General features: G+C 41.6%; 15 protein-coding genes. 7 read left to right on the top strand and 8 right to left on the bottom strand.

What is annotated here, in order from left to right:
• Window positions 1-16 precede the first annotated feature (16 nt).
• From OIZ54_RS15290 to dapB, 5 genes are all read right to left on the bottom strand, one after another.
• Window positions 17-1,075: a S66 peptidase family protein gene (locus OIZ54_RS15290; protein ID WP_264390739.1), complete on the bottom strand. Its 1,059-nt coding sequence runs from the start codon at window positions 1,073-1,075 to the stop codon at window positions 17-19.
• A gap of 353 nt (window positions 1,076-1,428) precedes the next feature.
• Entirely contained in the window at window positions 1,429-1,905 is a 477-nt protein-coding gene (gene greA, locus OIZ54_RS15285) for a transcription elongation factor GreA (protein ID WP_004588092.1), read from the bottom strand.
• Between the two features lie 46 nt (window positions 1,906-1,951).
• Entirely contained in the window at window positions 1,952-5,170 is a 3,219-nt protein-coding gene (gene carB, locus OIZ54_RS15280) for a carbamoyl-phosphate synthase large subunit (protein ID WP_248450822.1), read from the bottom strand.
• Between the two features lie 16 nt (window positions 5,171-5,186).
• The gene (gene carA / locus OIZ54_RS15275) at window positions 5,187-6,323 is read right to left on the bottom strand and encodes a glutamine-hydrolyzing carbamoyl-phosphate synthase small subunit (protein WP_004588094.1); all 1,137 of its coding nucleotides are present in this window, start codon (window positions 6,321-6,323) and stop codon (window positions 5,187-5,189) included.
• A 364-nt stretch (window positions 6,324-6,687) separates the two neighbouring features.
• Window positions 6,688-7,485 (bottom strand): 4-hydroxy-tetrahydrodipicolinate reductase, encoded by a 798-nt coding sequence (gene dapB / locus OIZ54_RS15270; RefSeq protein ID WP_264390738.1) that lies wholly within the window; start codon window positions 7,483-7,485, stop codon window positions 6,688-6,690.
• Window positions 7,486-7,824: 339 nt separating this feature from the next.
• Between dapB and OIZ54_RS15265 the strand changes: the two genes are divergently transcribed.
• The 3 genes from OIZ54_RS15265 to OIZ54_RS15255 all read left to right on the top strand — a co-directional run bounded on the left by OIZ54_RS15265 (window position 7,825) and on the right by OIZ54_RS15255 (window position 11,237).
• On the top strand, window positions 7,825-9,138 hold the full coding sequence (locus tag OIZ54_RS15265; protein WP_004588096.1) for a Na+/H+ antiporter NhaC family protein: 1,314 nt from the start codon (window positions 7,825-7,827) through the stop codon (window positions 9,136-9,138).
• Between the two features lie 134 nt (window positions 9,139-9,272).
• The gene (locus OIZ54_RS15260) at window positions 9,273-10,061 is read left to right on the top strand and encodes a nucleoside-binding protein (RefSeq protein WP_264390737.1); all 789 of its coding nucleotides are present in this window, start codon (window positions 9,273-9,275) and stop codon (window positions 10,059-10,061) included.
• 162 nt (window positions 10,062-10,223) lie between these two features.
• Window positions 10,224-11,237, top strand: coding sequence for an alpha/beta fold hydrolase (locus OIZ54_RS15255; RefSeq protein WP_264390736.1), 1,014 nt, complete (start codon window positions 10,224-10,226; stop codon window positions 11,235-11,237).
• A gap of 72 nt (window positions 11,238-11,309) precedes the next feature.
• Here the strand turns inward: OIZ54_RS15255 and OIZ54_RS15250 are convergent, their stop codons facing one another.
• Window positions 11,310-12,107 (bottom strand): M48 family metallopeptidase, encoded by a 798-nt coding sequence (locus OIZ54_RS15250; RefSeq protein WP_004588099.1) that lies wholly within the window; start codon window positions 12,105-12,107, stop codon window positions 11,310-11,312.
• A 194-nt stretch (window positions 12,108-12,301) separates the two neighbouring features.
• Here OIZ54_RS15250 and OIZ54_RS15245 point away from each other — a divergent pair, with 194 nt between their 5' ends.
• Window positions 12,302-13,501: a Bcr/CflA family multidrug efflux MFS transporter gene (locus OIZ54_RS15245; protein ID WP_264390735.1), complete on the top strand. Its 1,200-nt coding sequence runs from the start codon at window positions 12,302-12,304 to the stop codon at window positions 13,499-13,501.
• Window positions 13,502-13,529: 28 nt separating this feature from the next.
• Here the strand turns inward: OIZ54_RS15245 and grpE are convergent, their stop codons facing one another.
• Window positions 13,530-14,144: a nucleotide exchange factor GrpE gene (gene grpE / locus OIZ54_RS15240; protein WP_024033377.1), complete on the bottom strand. Its 615-nt coding sequence runs from the start codon at window positions 14,142-14,144 to the stop codon at window positions 13,530-13,532.
• A gap of 58 nt (window positions 14,145-14,202) precedes the next feature.
• Window positions 14,203-15,168, bottom strand: a complete 966-nt coding sequence (locus OIZ54_RS15235; RefSeq protein WP_264390734.1) for an HrcA family transcriptional regulator — start codon at window positions 15,166-15,168, stop codon at window positions 14,203-14,205.
• A gap of 284 nt (window positions 15,169-15,452) precedes the next feature.
• On the opposite strand from OIZ54_RS15235, the gene nadK reads away from it, so the two are divergent.
• From nadK to recN, 3 genes are all read left to right on the top strand, one after another.
• Complete coding sequence (gene nadK, locus OIZ54_RS15230) at window positions 15,453-16,337, top strand: NAD(+) kinase (protein ID WP_004588103.1); 885 nt, start codon at window positions 15,453-15,455, stop codon at window positions 16,335-16,337.
• A gap of 75 nt (window positions 16,338-16,412) precedes the next feature.
• Window positions 16,413-16,979, top strand: coding sequence for a hypothetical protein (locus OIZ54_RS15225; RefSeq protein ID WP_264390733.1), 567 nt, complete (start codon window positions 16,413-16,415; stop codon window positions 16,977-16,979).
• A gap of 75 nt (window positions 16,980-17,054) precedes the next feature.
• Window positions 17,055-18,728, top strand: coding sequence for a DNA repair protein RecN (gene recN, locus OIZ54_RS15220; RefSeq protein ID WP_264390732.1), 1,674 nt, complete (start codon window positions 17,055-17,057; stop codon window positions 18,726-18,728).
• The last annotated feature ends 31 nt before the right edge of the window (window positions 18,729-18,759 follow it).

The raw sequence follows: 18,759 nt of genomic DNA, 5'->3' as shown, positions 1-18,759 counted from the left end.
TATTCAAAAATAAACGTTAAATAAGTTCAGTGTTTAGTGAGGCATTGAGTACTTTACCTTGGTTAATATCGGCTGTGAGTGAGCATTTTGCGCCATTAACTAAGTTTAAATTTGGCTGCACATGGCCAATATCAGCATCTATTATTACCGGGAATAAGCAACCACCCAATGCCACGTCTAGCGCATGGCGGTAATCAAATGCGTCGTGATGACTTTGTGTTATTTCGCTGCGCCCTAAAATAAGGCCGTTAATATCATCAAATACACCGGCAAGTTTGAGCGACAGTAAAAATCGTGCCACGGTGGTAGGCGTAAGCTCTGAATTTTCTAGGTATAAAATTAGCCCTTCGTTCGCACTGTGTTTTTTAAAGTTGTGCAATGCTAAAAATGGCGAATCCAGCAATAACCCTACGGTATCAAGGCAACCGCCAAATAAGCGCCCAGACATCTCTATTGTGCGCTCATCGGTGTAATTTAGGCACTGCCACTGGGTAGGCTCGCTTGGCGCTAGCAGTTCATCAGGGTTTTGTGCGTAATTGGGTTTATTTTTTTGATAATAAGCAGAAGGCCCTTGCTCAAATTTACTTCCCGACTCGTAGGTAATGGTTTCAAAAATTTGTAAGCTGTAGGGGTTTGTTTCATCTGGGTGAAGCTGCATTAGGTTGGCACTATGAAGTGTTGCCCATTGGCACTTAGCCGTAAGTGCACAGGCAATTGTGCTCACATCAGAAAAACCCACCAGCCATTTAGGTTTGGCCTCTTTTATGGCGTTAAAATCGAGCAGTGGCAAAATTTCCATTGCCAGCTCTCCGCCCATTGGCGGCATAATGGCGGCAACCTCATCGTCTAGCAAAAAGCCCATTAATTGCTTGGCATGCGCTTTTGCATCTAATTCATCGCGGGGTTTATTTTGGCGTAAAAACTCCCCTTCTACTACCTCGTAACCACGGTGTTTTAAACCGTCTATCACTCTATCTAATCGTGCATGGTATTTTTCTTTTAAGCCCGACGAAAGCGAGCAAATAGCAATTTTAGAGCCTACTTTTAAAGGCGCTGGATAAAGTATATTAGCCATGAATGTTCCTTTTAATAAAGTGATTCCACTGTGTAAAAGCCGTTATGCATTTACACATTACCTATATGAATGTACCTATATCAACACGCACACTCTTTATGCAATATGAATAAGCGTAGAGTGTGTTTAGCATTTATGCAGTCACCATTTTATTTATAAATTTTTTAACGGGTAATGGCACGCGCTTTTTATAGCGATCTACTTATGCCAGTCGGTTTAACTCAGCTGTCTATTTTGAGGAGGGTGTTATATATGGGGTTTATGGGGGTAAGTTGCTATTAGCTAGTTTTTAGGTATAAAAAAACCGATGCAATTGCATCGGTTTTTGCTTGTACATTACTGTGAGCTAAATATTAAAGATACTCAACGTCAATGATTTCGTACTCAACGTCGCCTTTAGGCGTTTTAATGGTCACAGCATCATCTGTTTGTTTACCAATTAAACCGCGCGCAATCGGTGAGTTAACAGAAATTAAGTTATTTTTAATATCTGCTTCGTCATCACCCACAATACGGTAGGTTACTTCGGCATCTGTTTCTACATTTACAATAGTGACAGTAGTACCAAAAATAACTTTACCTGTATTAGGCATTTTAGTTACGTCAATAATTTGCACATTTGAAAGCTTAGCTTCAATTTCTTGAATACGGCCTTCACAAAAACCCTGTTGCTCACGCGCTGCGTGGTATTCAGCGTTTTCTTTTAAGTCACCATGTTCACGTGCAATCGCAATATCATTTACGATTTTAGGACGGGTAACTGTTTTTAATTCGTTAAGCTCTTCGCGCAGTAACTCTGCGCCACGAACTGTCATCGGAATTGATTGCATACTTTTCTCACTTAACACCAAGGCCTAGTGGCCTTGGTACATTTCCTTAGTTCAATCGCTGGTGTAGCTCTTGAACTGACGTCACTTTACTACGGTCGTCCGCTTGGTTAGCAGTACAGTTAGCAAATGCCGCGTTCAAGGTTGTCGTGTAGTTGGTTTTGTTTTGCAATGCACCACGACGCAACACCTTCGAATCTTCGATCGCTTGGCGACCTTCGGTGGTATTTACGATATAGCTGTACTCTTTATTCTTGATGTTATCAAGAATATGCGGGCGGCCTTCATATACTTTGTTTACACGGCGTACTTCAATACCGGCCTCTTTTAAAGCCTCTGCTGTGCCACCTGTTGCATCAATTTCAAAACCAAGGTCTGTCATGGTTTTAGCAAGTTCTACAACACGAGACTTATCGCTGTTACGTACAGATAGTAACGCGCGACCACCGCGTGGTAAAGTGTTGCTTGCACCTAATTGTGCTTTTGCGAACGCTTCGGCGAAAGTATCGCCAACACCCATCACTTCACCTGTAGAACGCATCTCTGGGCCACGGATAGGATCCACACCTTGGAACTTAGCAAACGGTAAAACAACTTCTTTAACGCTGTAATACGGTGGAATTACTTCTTTAGTAATGCCTTGGCTTGCTAAAGACTGACCCGCCATACAACGCGCGGCTACTTTTGCAAGTGCAATACCGGTCGCTTTAGATACAAACGGTACAGTACGCGCCGCACGTGGATTCACCTCAATTAAGTACACTTTGCCATCTTTTACAGCAAATTGTGTATTCATTAAGCCCACTACGCCAAGCTCAAGTGCCATATCGGTTACTTGTTTGCGCATAACATCTTGCACTTCTTGTGATAAAGAGTGTGCAGGTAATGAACATGCTGAGTCACCCGAGTGAACACCCGCTTGCTCAATGTGCTCCATTATGCCGCCAATAATTACTTGCTCGCCGTCACAAATTGCATCAACGTCCACTTCGATTGCATTATCTAAGAAGTGATCAAGTAGTACTGGCGCTTCATTTGAAGCTTGTACCGCTTCAGTCATGTAACGACGTAAGTCTTGCTCATCGTAAACAATTTCCATTGCACGGCCACCCAGTACGTACGATGGACGCACAACCAGTGGGAAGCCAATTTCACCTGATTTAAGTAATGCTTCTTCAGTTGATGTAACTGTTGCGTTTTCTGGTTGTAGTAAATCAAGACGCTCTACTAACTGTTGGAAACGCTCACGGTCTTCTGCGCGGTCAATCGCATCTGGTGAAGTACCAATTACTGGCACACCATTCGCTTCAAGTTCACGTGCTAGTTTAAGTGGTGTTTGGCCACCGTACTGTACAATCACACCTTTTGGTTTTTCAACACGTACAATTTCTAATACGTCTTCAAGTGTAATTGGTTCAAAGAATAGACGGTCAGAGGTATCGTAATCGGTAGAAACCGTTTCAGGGTTACAGTTAACCATGATGGTCTCATAGCCGTCTTCACGTAGCGCAAGGGCTGCGTGAACACAACAGTAGTCAAACTCAATGCCTTGGCCGATACGGTTAGGACCGCCGCCAATAACCATGATTTTGTCTTTGTCTGACGGGTTTGCTTCACACTCTTCATCATACGTTGAGTACATGTAAGCTGTGTCTGAGCTAAATTCGGCAGCACAGGTATCAACACGCTTGTACACAGGGACGATGTTTAACTGATGACGCTTTTTGCGAATTTCGGCTTCAGATACACCAGCTATTTCAGCAATACGTGGGTCGGCGAAGCCTTTACGCTTAAGTTTACGTAAAAACTCGGCATTTAAGCCGGCCATGCCACCTTCAGCAATTTTAGCTTCGTCTTTTAAAATGTCTTCTATTTGTACTAAGTACCAAGGGTCAACTTTGGTAAGTTCAAATACCTCTTCTACGCTCATACCGTGGCGCATTGCATCGGCAATGTACCAAATACGCTCAGCGCCTGGCTCGCGTAGTTCACGAATGATTTTTTCGCGCGCTTTCGGGTCATCAAGTGCCACAATTGGGTTAAAGCCCGTTGCGCCTACTTCAAGACCGCGTAATGCTTTGTGTAACGACTCTTGCTGGTTACGACCAATCGCCATTACTTCGCCCACTGATTTCATTTGCGTTGTTAAGCGGTCGTTCGAGCCGGCAAATTTTTCAAAGTTAAAGCGAGGAATTTTTGTTACTACGTAGTCGATTGATGGCTCAAATGACGCTGGTGTTTTGCCACCCGTAATGTCGTTTTGAAGTTCATCTAACGTGTAACCAATTGCTAACTTAGCGGCAATTTTAGCAATAGGGAAACCCGTTGCTTTAGATGCCAGTGCTGATGAGCGAGATACACGTGGGTTCATCTCAATGATAACCATGCGGCCATCATCAGGGTTTACACCAAACTGTACGTTTGAACCACCGGTTTCAACACCAATTTCACGCAGTACCGCCATAGAGGCATTACGCATTAATTGATATTCTTTGTCGGTTAGGGTTTGTGCTGGTGCAACGGTGATTGAATCACCAGTGTGTACACCCATTGGGTCAAAGTTTTCGATAGAACATACAATGATACAGTTGTCTTTTTTGTCGCGAACAACTTCCATTTCATATTCTTTCCAGCCAATCAGTGATTCATCAATCAACAACTCACTTGTTGGTGATAAATCTAGGCCGCGCTCACAGATTTCGTTAAATTCTTCCATGTTGTAAGCCACACCGCCACCGGTGCCACCCATAGTGAAAGAAGGACGAATAATACACGGAAAACCAATACGTGTTAGCGTATCGTGTGCTTCATCCATAGAGTGAGCAATTTCAGCACGTGGACATTCAAGGCCAATGTTTTTCATGGCTACGTCAAAGCGTTCACGGTTCTCTGCTTTGTCGATTGCATCGGCGGTTGCGCCAATTAGCTCAACGCCGTGTTTAGCCAGTACGCCGTGCTTATCTAAATCAAGTGCACAGTTTAATGCCGTTTGACCACCCATTGTTGGTAGTACTGCATCTGGCTTTTCTTTTTCAATAATTTTTTCTACCACTTCCCAATGGATAGGTTCGATGTACGTTGCATCGGCCATTTCCGGGTCAGTCATGATAGTCGCTGGGTTTGAGTTAACTAATATAACTCTAAAGCCTTCTTCTCTAAGTGCTTTACACGCTTGAGCACCAGAGTAATCAAATTCACAAGCTTGACCAATTACAATTGGGCCTGCGCCTAAGATAAGAATGCTTTTTAAATCGGTACGTTTTGGCATTATTACTCCAGTTAAATTAGTTATTACGCGCTTGCATCAGGTCGATGAAGTGGTCAAATAATGGGGCTGCATCGTGCGGGCCTGGGCTTGCTTCTGGGTGACCTTGGAAGCTAAACGCTGGCTTATCAGTACGATGAATACCTTGTAGTGTTCCATCAAATAACGATTTGTGCGTGGCACGTAAGTTACTTGGTAGTGTGTCTTCATCGGCAGCAAAACCGTGGTTTTGTGCAGTGATCATTACTACATCGCGGTCTAAGTCTTTTACTGGGTGGTTACCACCGTGGTGGCCAAATTTCATTTTTACTGTTTTAGCACCTGAGGCCAGTGCTAATAATTGATGCCCTAAACAAATACCAAAAATTGGTGTGTCGGTTTCTAAAAAGGTTTTAATTGCATCAATAGCGTAAGTACATGGCTCTGGATCTCCAGGACCATTAGATAAGAAGATACCATCTGGGTTTAAAGCAAGTACATCGGCGGCTGAGGTTTGCGCTGGTACAACGGTTAATTTACAACCGCGATCAACTAGCATTCGTAAAATATTACGTTTAACACCGAAGTCGTAGGCTACTACATGAAACTTTTCATCATCGCTGCTAAGGGTTTTAAATCCTTGGCCTAATGTCCAGCTTGATTCGCGCCACTCAAAATTTTCCTTGGTTGAGACAACTTTTGCTAAATCCATACCTTTTAAACCTGGGAAGGTTTGCGCGGCTTGTAACGCTTTGTTTTCGTCTAACTCGTCACCGGCAATAATACAGCCGTTTTGTGCGCCTTTGTCGCGCAAAATACGGGTAAGCTTTCTGGTGTCGATGTCCGCAATACCTAAAATATTACGTTGTTTTAAGTAATCATCTAACGATTGCTCGTTACGAAAGTTACTTGCTAGCAGTGGCAAATCACGGATCACTAGGCCTTTAGCCCAAATTTGATTCGCTTCTTCGTCTTCGCTGTTGGTACCCGTATTGCCGATATGTGGGTACGTCAAAGTTACGATTTGTTCCGCGTATGATGGATCAGTCAAAATTTCTTGATAACCAGTCATAGACGTATTGAATACTACTTCACCGACTGACATGCCGTCAGCGCCGATTGCAGTACCGCGAAACACTGTGCCGTCTTCTAGGACTAACAGAGCGGATTTAGTCAAGTTAAACCTCCTAACAGTAAAAAACGGGAGTAAGCAAATGCTTAACACCCCGCCAATACCCAGAGGGATCGTCAAAACCAGATTTTTTTGTGAGCTTAAATTGTTTTACGCAGTCTTAAATGATGCCGATATAAAACGCTAAACCTTCAATCATTTTTCTTGCCTAAAACTCTTTTCATTCCCACTGAAACCCCTGGTTTTACTAGCCACTTGGGTATAATTGGAAACACGCATTTAGTAATTTTTGGCAAATTGGCTGCATTCTACATGAAGATGCTATTTAGGTCTAACGTTATTTAGATAAATACTACAAATAAGTCGCTTTAGGCAAAAATAGACCCAAACAGCTAAAAAAGTAACTAAACTACTTCAGATCTAGCACATCTTGCATATCATAAAGTCCTACTGGTTTATTTTGTAACCACTGCGCAGCCCTTATAGCTCCTAATGCAAAGGTCATTCGCGAACTTGCTTTGTGGGTTAATTCAAGCCTTTCGCCCATAGTTGCGAAATAGGCGGTGTGTTCACCTACTATGTCCCCGCCTCTAAGTACTGAATAGCCAATTTCATTTTGTGATTTTGCGGTTTCTACTTGGCTGCGGTCGTATACCGCTACTTCATCGTGATCCCACCCTTTAGCCTGTGCAATAGATTCACCAATGGCTAATGCTGTGCCCGATGGCGCATCTATTTTATGACGATGATGCGCTTCAAAAACTTCTATATCTAGGTCGTCACCAAATTTAGTGGCTGCTGTTTGCACTAGGTTAAGTAGCACATTAACGCCAACGCTGTAGTTACGCGCAAACACAATAGGAATATGTTTAGCAGCATTTTCTAATAATGCCATGTCTTCGCTAGTTAAACCTGTGGTGCCTATAACCATAGGCAGTTTTTTATCCATCGCTGTTTTTAAATGGTTGCGCATACCTGGTGGTAACGTAAAGTCGATAAGAACATCAACATCAGCAACCTTGCTCTCGTCGCTAAAGCTAATGGCTTTGTCGGCTGCGCTGTTTACTTGATTTACATTAATACCCAATAACGATGAGCTGCTGCGAACATACGCACCACCAAGTTGTGTTTGCTCTTTAATTGTCGCGGCTTCTAATAGGGCTAAGCCCATTCTGCCGTTAGCACCAAAAACACCTATTCGATTCATTGTTATTGCCTTAATCTGATTTAGTTGGATCTGTTGTTGCGTACCCTGACTAATTTGCCGCCCTAAACTTGCTTTGAGCAATTATTAGCCGCATATAATCGCACACCGGTAGATATTATCTAAAAGTCGTGCAATAGTCAGGTAAGCCCTTAATTAAATAATAATAACAATACCAGTTTACTTTAGCCATCTATACATTTAAACTTCTCTTTCGCGTCGATTTGGTCTTTGGCTTGCGGGCGCTGTGGTCATCTACTTTTTTATTAAAGAGTGATCTACTAAATTCAGCTAAAAGAGGAGTTTTGGCTGTGGTTATACTAACTGGTTATGAGGAATACAATGCAGCCAACATTTAATAAAAACAAAGCAATTCTATCTTTGCTTCCCCTTCTTACCTTTGTAGCCCTTTTTTTAGGCTCAGGTTTATATTTACAATCGCAAGGGGTTGATTACGCTTTTTACCAGCTCCCAGCGCCGGTTGCTATACTACCCGCTATTATGCTTGCCTTTATTTTAAACAAAGGCACTGTAAACCAATGTGTTGAAACCTTTATTAAAGGCGCAGGACACAACAACATTATTACCATGTGTTTAATTTACTTACTTGCCGGTGCATTTTCGGCAGTAGCAAGTGCCACCGGTGGTGTGGATGCGGTTGTAAACGCTGGCTTGTCACTTATTCCCCCGTCGCTGTTATTACCTGGGCTATTTTTAATTGCTGCGGTTGTCTCTACTGCAATGGGTACATCAATGGGTACCATTGGTGCTATAGGGCCAATTGCTTATGCGGTATCGGTTAAAACAGGCATCGACCCAGCACTAATGGCCGGTACTATAGTATCGGGCGCAATGTTTGGTGATAACCTTTCTATTATTTCAGACACAACCATTGCGGCAACGCGTACGCAAGGCTGTGAAATGAAAGACAAGTTTAAAGAAAACTTAAAAATAGCGGTTCCTGCTGCCGTATTAACCATTGCTTTGCTGCTTTATTTAACACCTGCTCCACAAGCAGTAGAAACTAAAGATTTTGATTTATTATTAGTGCTGCCTTATGCCTTTATTTTAGTATTGGCTGTTGCCGGTATGAACGTGTTTGTGGTGCTATTTAGCGGTATTGTATTTGCTGCGCTAATGGGCTTTACCGGCAGCTACGAAGGCGCAAGCTTTGTAAAAGATATTTACAAAGGCTTTACCGATATGCAGGAAATATTTTTACTTTCTATGTTTATTGGTGGCTTATCTGAATTCATTCGTATTAACGGCGGCCTTGATTTTCTGGCACAAAAAATTCAAGCCATTACAAAAGTGATTGCCAAATGGCACCGCAAAGTAGCTGATCAGCTTGGTATAGCTGCGTTGGTATTAACCAGTAACGTGTGTATAGCCAATAACACGGTATCCATTATTGTTGCAGGTCCTATTGCCAAAAAACTTGCTGATGATGGCGAAATAAGTGGTAAACGCTCTGCAAGTTTACTTGATATTTTTGCTTGTGTTACGCAAGGCTCACTGCCCTATGGTGCTCAAGCATTACTGTTAGGTGCTACGTTTAAAATTAGCCCGTGGGAAGTATCAACGTCATCTTACTACTGCTTTATTTTAGCCTTTACTGCCATTGCCGTTATTTGTTTGCGCCGCAATAAAGCCTAAATTTCGTGCAAAACCTTATGTTGCAGCTTAATAAATAAGCTGCAACATATGTTAAAATAATAATCTACAAATCAATACCTTGTGCTATAATGCGCGCTTTCGCGTGTCACTAAAATTATAGTTAAATACAGATTATGAAATTTAAAAAAATACTTCCCCTCGTTACCCTTACGTCAATCGCTTTATCATCTTCTGCCCTTGCTGCTAATTGGAGCAGTACCGCATTACATGTTAATAATGGCGACCAAAAAAACCCATTTACCAAACAAGAATCAGACACTACTGTTTACTCGCTGCAACATGCATCGGGCTATGATTACGGTGATAACTTTTTCTTTATTGATTACAGCAAAGACGATACAACCGACGGCTACCAAGATAGCGACTTTTACGGCGAATGGTATTCAACGCTAAGCTTATCGGCTATTAGCGGTGAGAAAATTGGCGCTGGTGCATTATTAGATGTAGGCCTTACTGGCGGAATTAACGTTGCCGGCGATGCCAAAATGATGAAATACCTACCGGGTGTTAAATTAAGCTGGGATGTACCTGGGTTCAACTTTTTTCAAACACTTGTCACTGCCTATATTGATGACAGTGAAGGCGTAGCCAAAGGCGGTGCCCCTATTGAAACTAACAGCTGGATGTTTGATGTAGCCTTTGAATACCCGTTTACCGTAGGCTCGCAAAAATTTAGCTTTAAAGGACACGCTGAGTACATTGCAGAGCGCGAAGATGAATTTGGTAACGACGTAGAAGCGTGGATACTTGCACAGCCTATTTTAGTATGGGATATGGGCCACGCGTTAGAAATGAAAGAAAACACCCTATTACTGGGTATGGAACTGCAATACTGGCATAACAAGCTAGGCACTGAGATCACTGAATCGGTTCCACAAATACACGTTGAGTGGACTTTTTAAGCCCAGACAGTGTAAAACAGAGTCAACATTACTTTTAAACGGAGCACTTAAACGGTGCTCTTTTTTTTGCCATGAAAACTATTTAATTGAACAGCCTTTAATACTTAGTTATTGTCTTACTTTAATTAAAGCCATGTGCTTGCCTTTAATAGGAGTAAGGAAATGCCAGCGATTAAAGTTATTTGTTTGTCTGCATTATTAGCCTTTACTAATAATGCATTTTCCAGTAGTACAGAACCCTCTAAAACCCTCTCTTACGATGCACTTTTAACAAATTACCAGTATGATTTTAAAGTAAATTATTTTGATATTGCATCACAAAAGCAATCGCTAAAAATGGCGTATATTTATTTAAAACCCACACAAAAAAATATGCCAACAGTGACGCTAATGCACGGTAAAAACTTTAATGCCGACTACTGGAGCCCCACAGCCCGTTACTTACAGTCGCTTGGGTTTGGGGTGCTGATCCCCGATCAAATTGGTTTTGGTAAGTCTTCAAAGCCCACTAACTATCAATATTCATTTGCGGCGCTTGCGCATCATACACATGCATTAATGGACTCGCTAAAGCTTGAAAAGTCGATTGTTGTTGGCCACTCTATGGGGGGAATGCTAGCGAGCCGTTTTGCATTAATGTACCCAGATACAACCACTAAACTGATTTTGCTTAATCCAATAGGGCTTGAAAACTACTTACACTATGTAAAATACAAAGACACCAACTTTTTTTATAAAAATGAGCTTAACAAAACGCCCGAAGGTGTTAAAAAGTACCAGCAAAAAAACTATTACGACGGTCAATGGAATGCTCAGTATTCAGCATTAACCGACTTTATTACAGGCCAAATACAAGGCCCAGATAAAGAGCAAATTGCCTGGGTTAACGCTAAAACCTACGATATGATTTTTACCCAACCGGTGATCACTGAATTTAAAGACTTAACCGTGCCCGTTAAATTAATTATTGGTACGCGTGACAGAACAGGCCCTGGCCGAAACTGGAAAAAAGACGGGATAGATTATCAGCTGGGGCGTTACGACAAATTAGGAAAACACGCTGCTGCGCTTATTCCTGATGCGCAACTGTTTGAACTTGATAATTTAGGTCATTTACCGCAAGTAGAAGATTTTGAGCGATTTAAGGCAGTGTTTAAACAAGCACTAAGTGAGTAATAGCTTGATACTTAATAAAATAAAGCCCCTGTAAGTAAACCGCTTAGAGGGGCTTTTTATATAAAAACTAATTTACAGCGTACATTGCGGGTTTTTACCCTGCGATTTAGCCGTACTTTGCTCGCTAAGTGCTTCGCTCATTTGTGCTTGTAAATTATTAATTCGATTGCTCGGTGCAGGGTGAGTAGATAAAAACTCAGGTGTGCTACCACTGCCTGCTGCGCTCATATTTTGCCAAAGCGTTACCGACTCTTGTGGGTTAAAGCCAGCCTGCGCCATTAAATCTAAGCCAATGGTATCGGCCTCTGATTCGTGTGAACGGCTAAACGGTAAAACTACGCCGTACTGCGCCCCTAAGCCTAAACCTTGCATAATTTCGTTGCGGTATTGTACGTTGCCCATTTCAAGCGCTGCGCTGCCTAATTGCATACCAGTATCTAAAATTGAGCTTTGCGATACACGCTCATTTGAATGCTCTGCTATAACGTGGCCCACTTCGTGCCCTAGTACGGTTGCAAGCTGATCTTGATTGGTGGCTATTTTTAATAACCCCGTATGAACCCCTATGTAGCCACCAGGTAATGCAAAAGCATTTGCCGACTCATCTTCAAATACCACGACTTCCCAATTTTGTGAGGCGTATTCTTTTGGTAAAACAGCCACGACCTTTTCAGCAATACAATTTACATACGCATTGGTTTTTGCATCTTTATTGATTGGCTGTGATTCCTTCATTTGAGCAAAACTTGCGGTGCCCATTTCACTCATTTGTTGATCTGAATACAGCGCAATTTGAGTACGCCCCGTAGGCGATGTTTTACAGCCGGCTAAAACTGCGGTTGCGAGTAAGGCAAGGGCTAGTTTTTTCATGGTGTTTCCTTCAAGTCTTTAATTTTTATTAGTTGTAGAATAGCAAACACGGTGCCAGTTTAGAATCTTTGCTCTTTATTACGCCGCTTTTTATTTTTAATAAATAAATGACCTTGCCAGACAAACTAAGTTTATACCCTTGCATAGCCCTGTTACACTATAAGCCTTGTTTTTAGTGAATGTTGAGTGACTACATGGACGCCTCGGCCTCGTCTTTTAATACCCGAATTTTGTTACCTTTGTTAGCCAGTATTGTTGCTATTACGCCGCTGGCTATAGACATGTACTTACCGGCCATGTTGGTTATTGCGAACGATTTACAAACCACTATGCCAAATGTACAAATTTCGCTAAGTATTTATTTGGCTGGCTACTCGCTAGGCATGTTATTTTTTGGCCCTATTGCCGATCAACTCGGACGACGAAAACTAGCCCGTATTGGCTTAACCTTATTTGGTGCAAGCTCTTTTGCGCTGGCTTTTACCACCGAAATACACACCTTTTGGGTACTTAGAGCCGTGCAAGCATTCACCGGCGCGGCAGCTACGGTGGTTGTGCCTGGCGTAATTAGGCATATTTATCAAAAAAACACCGCTAAAGGCATGTCGTATGTATCTATGATTATGATGGTAGCGCCCTTAGTTGCCCCCTCTGTGGGGTCGTTTATTTTAGGGTTCTCGGTATGGTCAACCATATTTTTGGTTCTTGCTGCCTATAGCTTTTTAATTTTAGCGTTTGTACAAGTGTATTTAATTGATATCCCCATTCATAAAAATGAGAAAAAAGGCCTAGCCTTGTTTTTCAACAGCTATAAAACGGTACTTAGTAATAAAGATGCACGTGCAGACATATTAAGCTCTATGTTTGTCTCGTTTGGCTTTTTTTGCTTTTTAACCTCAGTGCCTTTTGTATACCTAGATTTATATAATGTATCTGAGCAATTATTTGGTATTTTATTCGCATTTAATGTCATGGCACTTATGTGTGGTAACTTTTTAAATACCCGAATTGTACCAAGAATTGGCTCTCGAAAAATGCTGTACATAGGGCTTGTATGTGGCTTTGCCTCTGGGCTGGCACTGCTTACGTTTAGCTTGTTGCAGCTTTCTTTATATTACATTGTAGCGGCCATTGCGCCTTTAATGATGAGCCTAGGGGTAACGGCGAGTAATGCTGATTCATTAATATTAATGAAGTTTGAAAAAAACACCGGTACCGCCACCGCTGTTATTGGAACGCTGCGCTTTGGCAGTGGCGCGCTCGTTGGCCCATTGCTTGCGGTGGTGCATGCAAAAAGTGCTGTGCCGTTTTCAAGCTTAATGTTCAGCGCCGTGCTATTAACTATGCTGGTGCAGTTAATCCACTATAAAATAGACAAAAAAAATGCCTCATAATGAGGCATTTTTTATAAACAGTGACTAATTAAGCGTCTGCTGCTTTAGATACCATAACCATTGCAGGGCGTAATAAACGACCATTTAATGTGTATCCTTTTTGCATTACTGCAAGTACCGTGTTTGGTGAAACATCGTTACTTGGTTGGATAGACATTGCTTGGTGGAATTCTGGATTGAATTGCTCACCTTGTGGGTTAACAATTTCAACGCCAAACTTTGCAACCGCATCGTTAAAGCTTTTAACTGTCATATCAATACCTTCAAGCAATGGCTTTAAGGTTTCGTTTTCTTTATCAGAAAACTCAATAGCACGCTCTAGGTTATCGATTACTGGAAGTAATTCGTTAGCAAACTTTTCCAGTGCAAATTTATGTGCTTTTTCTACATCTTGTGCAGCACGACGACGAATGTTATCTACATCTGCGGCGGCGCGTACAACGCTGTCTTTTTGATCCGCAATGGTTTGCTTAGCGGCTTCAAGCTCTGCGTATAGCATTGCAATTTCAGCTTCAGGGCTTTGCTCTTGGTCTGCTTCGTGTTGCTCTGCGGCTTCTACTGCTGCTTCAACATCAGCTTCCATTTGAGCTACTTCTTCGTTTAGTTCTACTTCTTGCTCTGGGTTTTGTGTCTGCTCAGACATAAAATACGTGCTCCAATTCTTTACAACTGCGGTAATTATGGGGATTGAATAAAAAGATTCAAGAGTTAGATGGCTCTAATAATTTAAATTCTTGGATTAATTGTTCAATTTGCGCCGATTTAGGGCAAATTACGCAAAAGCGGCTTTGATACTCTTGATTTTGAAAGTACGGCACACTAATTACTATCAGCTCATTACACTCTGTAAACGGTAAGTTTTCAGTGTTTAAAACTGATACCCCGTTTTTAAATGCGAGTTTATCTTCGACAAAATTTAAAAATGAAACGCCAATATTTAAGCTTTGTTCGCAATCGACCTTTTTATATAAATAGTTTTCGCCTACTACAATACTGTTATCTGATCCAAGCTTATGACTAAGCTGGCGCGTCCACTGTGTCAGTGAGTCATGGCAATTACGCGGTGCGGTGTTTGCCATTGCTTGCATTCTGTACAAACCTTCCATTATGGTTTGTTGGCTAAATACTGTGTTTAACCAAGTTGCAAATTGATAACGCACGGCATCTGAGGAATCATCAGGTTTGTTGATACAAATATTGTGGCTTTGCCCTGCTCTATCTATTAGCAGTACAAGCCAATCGTTAGAATCAAACTCAAGTACTTCTACTCTAAACACTTGTTGCGAGCTTGCTTGAGGTAAGCCTACACAACAACATACTTGATACTTTTTACTTAATCCATGGGCCAGCTCCACAAGTTGTGCTTGTTTTGGCTGCCAGTAATTAGCTATTTCAGCTAACGGAAAAAACTCATCAAACCAATAATCAAACCCTTGGTTTGTAGGCACACGCCCTGCCGATGTATGAGGGGAATATAACAAGCCTACTTTTTCAAGTCGCGCCATAGCATTTCGTACCGTGGCAGAACAAACCGCCATGCCTTTTTGCTTCGCTATTTTTGTTGATGGAACGGGTAACCCTTCACCATTACAATAAAGGCTCATCACTGCTGAAAAAATTTGTTGATCTCGCGGGTTTATATTCATGTTATCTACATCTTGTTGCATGAAAGAGATATCGGGGCAGTTAAAACAAATTCAAGCCTAAAGCACGCTTTAAGTGAATATGTTGTTGCATGCATTACAATAAAACACTGCTGCAACTATTTTTAAGCATTAAATACAAAAATTAAAGGGGTAATTTAATCTGTTGAGCCAATAATCAGCTCTTAGGTGAGCTTAGCAATATACAGGTGTAATTGAATCATTATCATATTGGTAAATCTGTGTTTTCAAACACTTCTGTTTTGAGTTACCCTACAAAAATATTATTACTTTTTATTGCAGCCGTTATGCACTCACCGTTTAAAACTATTGGCCTTATAGGTAAACCAAACCATCCTAAAGCTGCGGCTACGTTACAGCGTTTACATACTTTTTTATCGGCTCTTGGCTTTACCGTGATTGTAGAAAAGCGCACCGGTGGGCAGTTATCGGATGTCCCTGATACTCATCAAGTTGACCTTGTTAGCTTAGGCGAGCAAGCCGACCTTGCTATTGTTGTAGGGGGTGATGGCAATATGCTTGGTGCTGCACGCGTACTTGCACGCTTTGACGTAGCTGTAATAGGCGTAAACAGAGGTAATTTAGGGTTTTTAACCGACTTAAATCCAGAGGGCTTTGAAGGTAGCCTAGAGCAAGTGTTAAGCGGCGAATATTTAGAAGAAAAACGCTTTTTGCTCGAGGTAGAAGTATACCGCCATAACGAACTTAAAAGTGCGAATTCAGCCGTTAACGAAGCGGTGCTACACGCCGACAAAGTTGCCCACATGATTGAGTTTGAAGCATTTATTAATAATGACTTTGTGTTTTCTCAGCGCTCTGATGGCTTAATTGTATCAACCCCTACCGGCTCTACAGCTTATTCTTTATCGGGTGGCGGGCCCATTTTAACACCTGAGCTTAATGCAATTTCGTTAGTGCCTATGTTTCCGCATACATTATCAAGCAGACCCTTAGTGGTTGATGCCGATAACGAGGTACGCTTAAAGCTAAGCCTTGAGAACACCGACAGCTTACAAGTCAGTTGCGACAGCCATGTAGTGCTTGCCGTTTTACCCGGCGATGAAGTGGTTATTAAAAAAGCCGACAGAAAACTGCGCTTAATTCACCCAAAAAACTACTCTTACTACAACGTTTTACGTACTAAACTTAATTGGGGCAGCCGTTTATACTAATTTTATTGCCAAGCGTAGTGCTTTAGCGCAAAATACAAGACAAATAAAAATTAATCAAACTAGGAATATCTAGCAATGACCTATGTTGTTATCTTTGCTTTGTTATTACTTATCACTTTGCTTGGCGCTTATATTAGAGTTGAAAACAATAGAAAAAAAGCGTTAGAAACCAAGAAAAAACAATTTAACGAACGTGTTGCCCAAGTAAACACTCGCCTTAAAACCAAGCTAAACAATTTATTAGAAGCCAAAATAATAAGACCTAAATATGTAGCGCAAATTCAGGCAATTGTGGCCAATTTTTTTGTGGTTCAGCCCCATACTGATGAAAACCTACAACATTTAGAAGATATTAACGACAGCTTAGTGAGCACGCTTTCGATTGAGTTTCAAAAAGCACTGCAAAGTGAAAACGCCCAAGCGCTACAAGATAATATACAGTACTTTGTGAGTGAGTTACCCCAGCAAGGCATACTATATAATAAAGCGTTTTATCATGAAATTTTGCCCTCATTGATTGTACAAATTAAAACTGACACACCTGAAAACCCAAGCGAAAGCCTTGAAAATACTGACGAAACACCTTCTGATGAAAGTACTGACTCTGATGCGCAGTTTTCTCAAAATGCGAGTGTTGCTTAAAAAGTAAAAAATTAATTTGCAAAAAACCTAAACACTGTATAAATTAACAGTTAATTCACTGGATGGATGAACAGTATGTTAATTGGTTTAGAAATTAAAAATTTTGCAATTGTAAGTAACTTAAGCACTGAGTGGCATAACGGCATGACGGCGATCACGGGTGAAACCGGCGCGGGTAAATCGATTGCCATTGATGCACTTTCACTGTGTTTAGGCGAGCGCGCTGAAGCGTCGGCGGTTCGCCCTGGCACAGATAAAGCAGAAGTGTGCGCACAATTTGATTTAACTGCCCTTCCTCTTGCTAAAGCATTTTTAGAACAACACATGCTAACGAGTAACGACAACGAATGCCTACTTAGACGCGTTGTATGTAAAAATGGCCGCAGCAAAAGCTATATAAATGGCAGCGCTGTTACAGCAGCTCAACTTAAAGAGCTGGGACAGTATTTAATTTCTATACACGGACAGCACGCTCATCAGCACCTTTTAAAAGCTGAACACCAGCTGCAACTGCTAGACGCCTACGCAGGCCATAATCAGCTTGTAAAAGCGGTTAGCCAAAGCTTTAAATTATATGCAAACCTGCAAAAAGAATTTAAACAGCTTGAGCAACAGCAATTACAACAAGCCGCTCAAAAACAATTACTCGAATACCAAGTTGCCGAATTAGATGAGTTTGCCTTACAAGACGGCGAGTTTGAACAAATAGAAGCCGAACATTACAAGCTAAGTAATAGCCAAACCATTTTAGAAGCCTGCCAGCGCGAACTTCAACATTTATACGAAAGTGATGAGCAAAATGCCTGTTCAATGCTGCAACACAGCGCTCAGCAATTTGCCGAGCTTGCAAATTATGACGAAAGCTTAGCAAGTGTAGCTGCATTATTAGATGAAGCCGCAGTGCAAGTTGAAGAAGCAAGCAGAGAAGTAAGAAACTACGCAGAGCAAGCCGACTTAGACCCTGCTAGATTAACAGAAGTAGAAGCGCGCTTAAGTGGCGCGATGAACTTAGCCCGTAAGCATCATATAAAGCCTCAAGAGCTGGTTGAGTTTCATCAAGGTTTAACACAAGAGCTAGAGTCAATTAGTAACAATAGCTCACGTTTGGCGCAATTAGACGATGAAATAACTAATGCGCTAAGTGCATACCAGCACGCCAGTGATCAGCTAAGCGAAAGTCGCCATAAATATGCTAATACATTAAATCAATTAATTAGTGAAAGCATGGCTAATTTATCAATGGAAAATGGGGTCTTTGAAATTCAGCTTACCCAAGAAGCTGAGCGCCAACCCAATGCATTAGGTTTTGATAGCGTCTCGTTTTTGGTCTCTACTAACCCTGGGCAGCCATTACAACCTTTAGCTAAAGTTGCCTCGGGTGGTGAGCTGTCGCGTATTAGCCTTGCCATACAGGTGATCATTGCCCAAAAAGTGACAACGCCAACGCTTATTTTTGACGAAGTGGATGTAGGTATATCAGGTCCTACCGCCTCCTCTGTAGGGAAGTTACTACGCCAACTAGGAAAATCAACACAGGTTATTTGTGTAACCCATTTACCCCAGGTTGCAAGTAGTGCGCATCAGCAGTTTTTTGTAGCAAAAGAAATAGCACAAGGCGAGACCTTTACTCAAATGCTCAGCCTAAATAAAGACGGCCGTATTAATGAAATTGCACGCTTACTTGGCGGCGATAATATAAGTAAAACCGCTAAAGCAAATGCTAAAGAGCTTATTATGGCGCACGCCTAAGTTATACTTTTGCTACAACAGTGGAGAGACG

Source organism: Pseudoalteromonas sp. A3 (assembly GCF_025942345.1).
In the GTDB taxonomy this organism is placed as follows: Bacteria; Pseudomonadota; Gammaproteobacteria; order Enterobacterales; family Alteromonadaceae; genus Pseudoalteromonas; species Pseudoalteromonas atlantica.
Note: the sequence above shows the minus strand (reverse complement) of the source record. Positions and strands in the feature narration are given on the sequence as shown.